General features: G+C 60.7%; 7 protein-coding genes and 2 pseudogenes. 5 read left to right on the forward strand and 4 right to left on the reverse strand.

From position 1 onward, the window contains the following. A pseudogene (locus HFK74_RS32780) lies at positions 1–364 on the reverse strand (hypothetical protein); the annotation flags it as partial. A 531-nt stretch (positions 365–895) separates the two neighbouring features. Here HFK74_RS32780 and HFK74_RS32785 point away from each other — a divergent pair. From HFK74_RS32785 to HFK74_RS32800, 4 genes and pseudogenes are all read left to right on the forward strand, one after another. Continuing rightward, positions 896–1237, forward strand: a complete 342-nt coding sequence (locus tag HFK74_RS32785; protein ID WP_180207208.1) for a DUF6124 family protein — start codon at positions 896–898, stop codon at positions 1235–1237. A 176-nt stretch (positions 1238–1413) separates the two neighbouring features. Further along, a complete protein-coding gene (locus HFK74_RS32790; RefSeq protein WP_180207209.1) occupies positions 1414–1611 on the forward strand; it encodes a hypothetical protein in 198 nt (65 codons plus the stop codon). 48 nt (positions 1612–1659) lie between these two features. Beyond that, positions 1660–3042: pseudogene (locus tag HFK74_RS32795) on the forward strand (iron-containing redox enzyme family protein). A 16-nt stretch (positions 3043–3058) separates the two neighbouring features. Further along, positions 3059–4003, forward strand: a complete 945-nt coding sequence (locus HFK74_RS32800) for a class I SAM-dependent methyltransferase (RefSeq protein ID WP_180207210.1) — start codon at positions 3059–3061, stop codon at positions 4001–4003. A 12-nt stretch (positions 4004–4015) separates the two neighbouring features. Here the strand turns inward: HFK74_RS32800 and HFK74_RS32805 are convergent, their stop codons facing one another. The 3 genes from HFK74_RS32805 to HFK74_RS32815 all read right to left on the reverse strand — a co-directional run bounded on the left by HFK74_RS32805 (position 4016) and on the right by HFK74_RS32815 (position 6106). Next, positions 4016–4171 (reverse strand): hypothetical protein, encoded by a 156-nt coding sequence (locus HFK74_RS32805; RefSeq protein WP_180207211.1) that lies wholly within the window; start codon positions 4169–4171, stop codon positions 4016–4018. A 78-nt stretch (positions 4172–4249) separates the two neighbouring features. Further along, a complete protein-coding gene (locus HFK74_RS32810) occupies positions 4250–4774 on the reverse strand; it encodes a cupin (RefSeq protein WP_180207212.1) in 525 nt (174 codons plus the stop codon). A 114-nt stretch (positions 4775–4888) separates the two neighbouring features. After that, on the reverse strand, positions 4889–6106 hold the full coding sequence (locus tag HFK74_RS32815; RefSeq protein WP_180207213.1) for an MFS transporter: 1218 nt from the start codon (positions 6104–6106) through the stop codon (positions 4889–4891). 96 nt (positions 6107–6202) lie between these two features. Between HFK74_RS32815 and HFK74_RS32820 the strand changes: the two genes are divergently transcribed. Continuing rightward, positions 6203–7024: a helix-turn-helix domain-containing protein gene (locus HFK74_RS32820; protein WP_180207214.1), complete on the forward strand. Its 822-nt coding sequence runs from the start codon at positions 6203–6205 to the stop codon at positions 7022–7024. Positions 7025–7147 lie beyond the last annotated feature (123 nt).

Consider the following 7147-nt stretch of genomic DNA (forward strand, 5'->3'; position numbering starts at 1 on the left):
TCGGCGAATACGTATCGATGCGGTAAGCCACCACTTCGCCGTCGGCCAGGCAGTGCACGTGGGATTGCTGCTTCAGGCCAACAGCGGTGCCGCTGTCGAAATGCACGCCGCCGTGCCACAGGCCATTGCGGCCCAGAGGGTAGTACCCGGCAGTAGCGTTGGCCAGGTGGGTCAGTTGCTGCAATGGGTCGCGCGTATCCTTGAATGGATGACACCAGTTTTTCAGCGGCGGCAAGCGTTCGGCTGCCGGGGGCGCCGCTGGCTGCGAGGACTGGGTGGTAGTGGTTGGCCAGACCTGGGGCATGGCACTGGGGGTGCTTGAGTCGTAGTGGCGTCCAAAAATCCAGTCGAGCAGCTTTGCCATGGTGGGTACGCTCCTTGTAACGAAAAGGGATCAGGCAGCGAAACGGTCAGCGCCAGAGTCGCTGGCACACGCACGGGTATTAAGGGGATTTTTATGAGCACCCGCGCGGGAGCCCTCGCAAGCTTTACGAAGTAGGGGCGAGGTGGAAATAGGACGTTTCTGATGGATGCGTAGGATGCTTCCGAGCGTTTGTGAGAAAGCGCTCACGTTACGTCGCGAAAGCCACAGCGCCTTGCGCCGTTGCATACGGTTACGCCAGAATCCGCCGGCTTGTGCACCCTGGGGCTGCTCGGTAACTTGATTCGTATCACTGATGGTCAGTGATCGGGTTTAGTAGCCCGGCCAAGGTTAAAGCGGTCGCATGAGCATCATCAGTCAGGTATCAGCCTGCACTTGATGGCAGCTGTGCGCATGGCGTCCTCGGGCGCGCCGGTTTTTGCTTACCCTTGCCGGTCTACTAACTTGCGCACAGCTGCCACCCTTTCGTGTAGTAGCGAGATGGTGCGGCCCAACTAATAAAGGGAAGCATTCATGATCAAGCCGACGCCGAATTCGCCGGATACCGATCCGGCAACGCATTCAGAAACCATCGATTCAAACCACCCACCATCAGAACGTATTCCCTCAGCCGCCGACATCCAGGCCACCCCGCGCAAGCTTTGCACCATGTTCATCGTCAACCCGGAACTCGATACCCAAACCCTGCTGGCCCATGCCTGTGAGTCGCTGGCTTCGGCCAATGTGATGACGCTGGATCTGGCGGATCATATGGAGGGGACGAGTCGCAATTCCCTGTTGGGGATTGCGCAAGTCATCATGCTGGGCGAACTGGCGGTGAATCGCGCGCTGGATCGGATTGATCGGGCTGAATAGAAGATCAAAAGATCGCAGCCTGCGGCAGCTCGGGGGAGCTCAAAAACTGGCGGCGCCCGGCAAGCCGGGCTCCTACAAGCATGTATGCCATTCGTCTATTCGACCGCACGCCAGCCCCTGGGCACCTTCAAACCTGTACGACCCGGAAATCCCGGGACAAGGTTATGAGGTGAAGTATGTCCAGCGAGTCGATCATCCAGGACAACAGGCAAGACCCGGACAAGACGCTCCCCGCTTCGGACGATCCGGGCAAATACGATCCCCTGACCCAGCCTGACCTCGAAGATGACGAGGGCGCGCAGGATTGGAGTGAGCCTGACAGGAAGCTTCCCGAGGCCGATGAGCAAACACCTCTGTCCGACGACAGGCGCTAGGAAAACGCACCCGGTGATAGCCCGTTGCACTGCCCAGGAGAACTGCCAATGACACTGTTCACTCCCTTGTCGGGGTCGCCCTCGGTACCTGCGAATGCCGACGCCGATGGCCAGTATCGCGAGCTCTACGACTTGCTCTTCAGCAACGGCCCGCAAGCAGGAGCGCTGGGCGAACAGTTCCTGCGCGAGCAACTGGCCCTGGCCGCCGAACTCCCCTGTGACCTGCCCGAAGCGCCAGAATAGCTGTCCTCATGGACGCAACAAAATTGTGCCGCTGTGGCGCGCGATTACGCCCACTACCTCGAAGAGCGCAAGCATGGTGGGCCACGTCGGTATTTCTCCAACAAGGCCCATGCATTGTTTTTCCTGCAGCGTGTGGCGCCGACCAAGGAAGTCGACGGCGCATGGCTGGCCGGTGTGCTCGAGCATTGGCAGGACCTGCGATACAACGGGTTGCTGAACACCTATCTGGAAGAGTTGGGCAATGGCGATCCCCGGCACAATCACGTGGTGATCTACCGCAAGCTGCTGGCCGAGCACGACTGTGGCGACAGGCAGGGACTGCTCGACGAACAATTTCGCCAGGGCGCGATTCAACTGACCTTGGGGCACTGCAGCGCGATGTTCATGCCGGAGGTGATTGGCTACAACCTCGGCTATGAGCAGCTGCCGCTGCACCTGCTGATCAGCGCCTATGAGCTGCGTGAACTGGGGATCGATCCGTACTATTTCACCCTGCACGTGACCATCGACAACGTCAGCAGCGGTCACGGGCGCAAGGCGATTGAAGCGCTGCTCGAGCTGATGCCCATGGAGCAGGGGCGGGATGAATTCTATCGACGTGTCGCCATCGGCTATCGACTCAATGACTTGGGACCGGGCTCGACGGCGGTGATTGCAAGTTTCGATCTGCAGCAGGAAGTCGTCGCCATGCTCGAGCGCAAACGCCGCTTCGGCCAGCACATGCATTCCGATTACTGCCAGGTCGAAGGCAAGACCGTCAATCAGTGGCTGGCGACCCCTGGCCATATCGAGGATTTTCTCGGCGCGCTGCAACGCAAGGGCTGGATCAAACGGCACTGCCCACCCGGGGAAAGCCGCTTCTGGCAATTGATCGAGGGCGACAAGGCGGCCATGTTCGGCGTGTTCAGTGGCTTTGAGAAACAATTGCTGCACGACTGGATTGCCGGTGACTGGCAAGCACCGCAGAGGCGGCCAGCGATACGCCGCGCGCCATTCGACGACGCTTGCGCCGATGAAATCGGGGCAGACGACACCGAGCTGAATGCGTTGCAAGAATCCCTGCACGACCAGTCACCGCGACAGCAACTGCAAATGCTGATCCCGTGGCTCTCGGCACAGCGTCATTGTCGGCCCGCTGGACTCTTCGCCACCCGGCGCTTTATCGAATACGTGGCCCGCTTGCGCTGATTTCAGGAGGTCATGCATGTCAGTCCAACAGATCGCTGATCGGACTTTGCTGGAGCTGGGCAGGCGGCTGGCTGGCGAGGGCTACCATTTCGTCACTCCGACGCCCTTGACCCATGAACGCGTGTGCCAGCGCTTTACACCACCCTTGGCCAAGGACCAACGTGATGTGTTCGGTTGGTCGTTGCCCTTTGAAAACACTCTGTTTTCCCAGGAGCAACTGGCTGATCTGCAAGAGGCGGCCATCGTCGAAAAGGAAGGCTCGCTGTGGCGTAGCACGGTGCGCTGGTCGAGCCTCGGGCATTTGTTGATTGCCCATTCGGCGTACCCGACCACGCAACCCGATTCGGTGTTTTTCGGACCGGACAGCTACCGCTTTGTCCAATTGATCGAAGCATACTTGCAGAAGTGCACCGGGCCCGTGCGGCGGGTGGTGGACATCGGCTGCGGAGCCGGCATCGGTGCGTTGGTCGTCGCCTGTGCCCGTCCGGAGGCAGCGGTACTGGCGGTGGATATCAATCCCCGGGCGTTGCGGTTGACGGCGGTGAATGCCGAGCTGGCCGACGCCGGCAATCTCAGCGCTTACTACAGTGATGTACTGGGCAGCGTCGAAGGGCAGTTCGACCTGATCATCGCCAACCCGCCCTACATGAATGACAGCCAGCATCGCGCGTATCGCCATGGTGGCGGCGCACTCGGGGAAGCCTTGTCGCAGCGCATCGTCCGCGAATCGCTGCCGCGCCTGGAAAAGGCCGGCAGCCTGCTGCTGTACACCGGGGTGGCGATGGTGGACGGGGCGGACCCTTTTCTCGAATCCATTCAGCCACTGCTGGGTGACGACGGGTTCAGCTGGACCTATCGGGAGCTGGACCCTGACGTGTTCGGTGAGGAACTGCTCAAGCCAGGTTATGAACGAGTGGAGCGCATTGCGGTGGTGGCGTTGACAGTGACCCGGCGGCGGTGATGCGATGCAGGTTCAATTACCGTCCGCCACTTTGCGTTCTATCTCGGCAACTTTTCGTTTGAGGTCCTCGGCTTCCTCCTCGGTGGTTTCGGGGGGAGAGGGCACAAGGGTCTCATCTTCCTCGGTGGGCGGGGTGTCGGCTGGGGTGATGCGGTCATCGTTGTTCATGGTGCTTGCCTCCAGTGTCTTCACGTTGGATCGGGACTAGGGTTGCGAGTTCGAGATTTATCGACCAATACCCCAGGGCTAGCCTTTGGACCAATATTCGCTCACCGCGCCATAGGTACCTTGCACCGGGTCCTGGTCCGGAAACGGCAGGGTTTCGATGCTCTGCAACTGCGCCGGGCTCGGCGCCTCACGGCAAATGTCGGCGTGCTGGCCAGGCGGATAGGCGCCGACCACCAGAAAGTCATCGCTCGAATCCAGGTTGCAATGACCGGTGCCGGCGGGCAACAGCAGCACATCCCCGGCACGCACTTGCAGCACATGACCATCGGGGCCGCCCAGCATCAAGCGCGCATGCCCGCTGGCCACCCCAAGCACTTCGTGGCCTTCGGTGTGGTAGTGGTGATAGTCATAAACGCCATAGCGCCATTGCGGCGGCCAGCCGTTGGCTTTGAAGGTTTGCTCGAACAGGGCCGCCGGATCGTCGCCCTGAACAGCGATGGCCCCAGGATAAATCAGCACCGGCAGGCGAGGGTTGTTGAGCACCCAGCCATTGCGTTCAAACATCAATTTTTGTGCGGTAGTACCTGCTTGCGAGCTGGTCATCTGAGATCTCCGTCCATGCCCGTCGATTTGAAGGCGACCTTTTGAAGTGTCTATTGGACAGAGACACTGGCTGGGCATGGGTGGTTCTAAAAACCGGGCGTACGAAGACCCGCACTAAACCCCTTTGGTAGACGGCAACAGGATCGTCAAAATACCCAGCAGCGGCAGGAACGAGCACAGCGTGTACACGTATTCGATGCCGTGGATGTCCGCCAGGTGCCCGAGCAGCGCCGCGCCAATGCCGCCAAAACCGAACATCAGGCCGAAGAACACCCCGGCGATCATGCCGACGTTGCCGGGTACCAGTTCCTGGGCGAAGACCACGATGGCAGAGAAGGCCGAGGCGAGGATGAAGCCGATGATCATGCTCAACACGCCCGTCCAGAACAGGTCGACATAGGGCAGGGCGAGAGTGAAGGGCGCAGCACCGAGGATCGAGAACCAGATCACCTGCTTGCGCCCGATCCGGTCACCGATCGGCCCGCCGAAGAAAGTGCCGGCCGCCACGGCGCCGAGAAACAGGAACAGGTACAGCTGCGAGCTGGCCACCGACAGGTCGAATTTCTCGATCAGGTAGAAGGTGAAATAGCTGGTGAAGCTGGCCATGTAGAAATACTTGGAGAACACCAGCAAGGCCAGGACCACCAGGGCAAAAGTCACGCGTTTTCTCGACAGGCCATGGGTCGCCTGGGTGCCTTGCTTGAGCTTGAACAGGTTCAGGTGGTTGCGGTACCAGCGGCTCAGGCCGTATTGCACGAGGATGGCGAACACCGCGAACAGGCCGAACCAGGCGACGTTACCCTGGCCGTAGGGGATGACGATGGCCGCTGCCAGCAGCGGACCAAAGGCGCTGCCAGCGTTCCCCCCTACCTGAAAGGTCGACTGGGCCAGGCCGTAGCGACCGCCCGAGGCCAGGCGCGCGACGCGGGACGTCTCCGGGTGGAAGGTCGACGAGCCAATGCCCACCAGGGCCGAGGCCACGAGAATCGCCCCGAAGCTGCCGACCATTGCCAGCATCAGGATGCCGATCAGGGTGCAGACCATACCGGCCGGCAACAGCCACGGCTTGGGGTGGCGGTCGGTGTAGTAACCGACCCAGGGTTGCAGCAGCGATGCAGTCAGTTGAAAGGTCAGGGTAATCAGGCCGACCTGGGTGAAGGTCAGGCCATAGGTGGCCTTGAGCATCGGGTAGATCGACGGCAGCACGGCCTGGATCAGGTCGTTGATCAGGTGTGCCAGGGCGCAGGCACCGATGACGCGCATCACCAGCGGGCTGGCCTGGCTGGCCGCCGAAGGGGAGGTTGAGAGGGGGGCAGTGGTACTGATGGACATGGGATCCTTCCAGGGAAAATCGTACGGCTGTGCTGGGTGCCAGGCTCGAAAGCGCTAGCCATTTCAGGCTTCAGCGCTATCCTAAGTGCCGTCCGATTGCCTGTCTCGCGCAATTCGGGAATCGACTATCGCAAAAAGGGCATCATGATCAAGTCGCTGGATGAATTCCTCCGGGAGATCGACGGACGAGCCTGCGCCGTGAGCAGCAGCGCCACCGACTACCCGGAAAACTGGGTGATCGAAGCGCATTCCCATCAAGCCCACCAACTGATTTACGCCATCGAAGGTGTGATGGTGGTGCACTCGGGATTGAGTCAGTGGACGGTGCCGCCCAGTCGCGGGATATGGATGCCGAGCCGGCACATTCACTCGATACGTTGCGTCGGCCCGTTGAAGATGCGCAGCCTGTTCGTGCGCCCCGACACGTTTGCGGACATGCCGGCCGAACCCAGGGCGGTGAGTATTTCGGCGTTGCTCAGTGAGTTGATCAAGGTCTCGGTCGATATCACCGCACCCTACGACGCGGACTCGCGCGAAGGCCGGGTCATGCGCCTGATCCTCGATGAACTGAGGATTTTGCCCACCTTGCCGCTGCACCTGCCCCAGCCCTCGGACCCACGGATCAAGCAGGTGTGTTTAGCGTTGCAACGCGATCCCGGTGATGGCTCGACCCTGGCGCACTGGAGCGCACGCCTGGACCTCGACGAGAAAACCATCCAGCGCCTGTTCCGCAAGGAAACCGGAATGACCTTCGGCCAATGGCGTCAGCAGGCGCGTTTGCTGCTGGCCCTGGAGCGCATCGCCGTCGGCGAGAAGATCATCGACATCGCCGGGGAGCTGGGATACGACAGCCCCAGTGCGTTTACCAGCATGTTCAAGAAGCAGTTCGGCAAGACACCCAGTCATTTTTTCAGGTAGGTGCTGAGGTGTACCTGTCGCACCGTGTTTCTTCGCTTTGTAGGAGCCAGGCTTGCCGACGAACCAGGCGCCGCGGTGTACCTGTTGCACCGCGTCATCGTTCTTCGCGGGCAAGCCTCGCTC

Origin of the sequence: Pseudomonas sp. SbOxS1 (assembly GCF_013416725.1) — a bacterium.
Lineage (GTDB): Bacteria > Pseudomonadota > Gammaproteobacteria > Pseudomonadales > Pseudomonadaceae > Aquipseudomonas.

Excerpts from the sequence above, each read along its gene's own strand:
- HFK74_RS32785 (WP_180207208.1), top strand. The coding sequence starts at position 896 with ATGATCAAGCCGACGCCGAATTCGCCGGATACCGATCCGGCAACGCAT.
- HFK74_RS32815 (WP_180207213.1), bottom strand. The coding sequence starts at position 6,106 with ATGTCCATCAGTACCACTGCCCCCCTCTCAACCTCCCCTTCGGCGGCC.
- HFK74_RS32800 (WP_180207210.1), top strand. The coding sequence starts at position 3,059 with ATGTCAGTCCAACAGATCGCTGATCGGACTTTGCTGGAGCTGGGCAGG.
- HFK74_RS32790 (WP_180207209.1), top strand. The coding sequence starts at position 1,414 with ATGTCCAGCGAGTCGATCATCCAGGACAACAGGCAAGACCCGGACAAG.
- HFK74_RS32810 (WP_180207212.1), bottom strand. The coding sequence starts at position 4,774 with ATGACCAGCTCGCAAGCAGGTACTACCGCACAAAAATTGATGTTTGAA.
- HFK74_RS32805 (WP_180207211.1), bottom strand. The coding sequence starts at position 4,171 with ATGAACAACGATGACCGCATCACCCCAGCCGACACCCCGCCCACCGAG.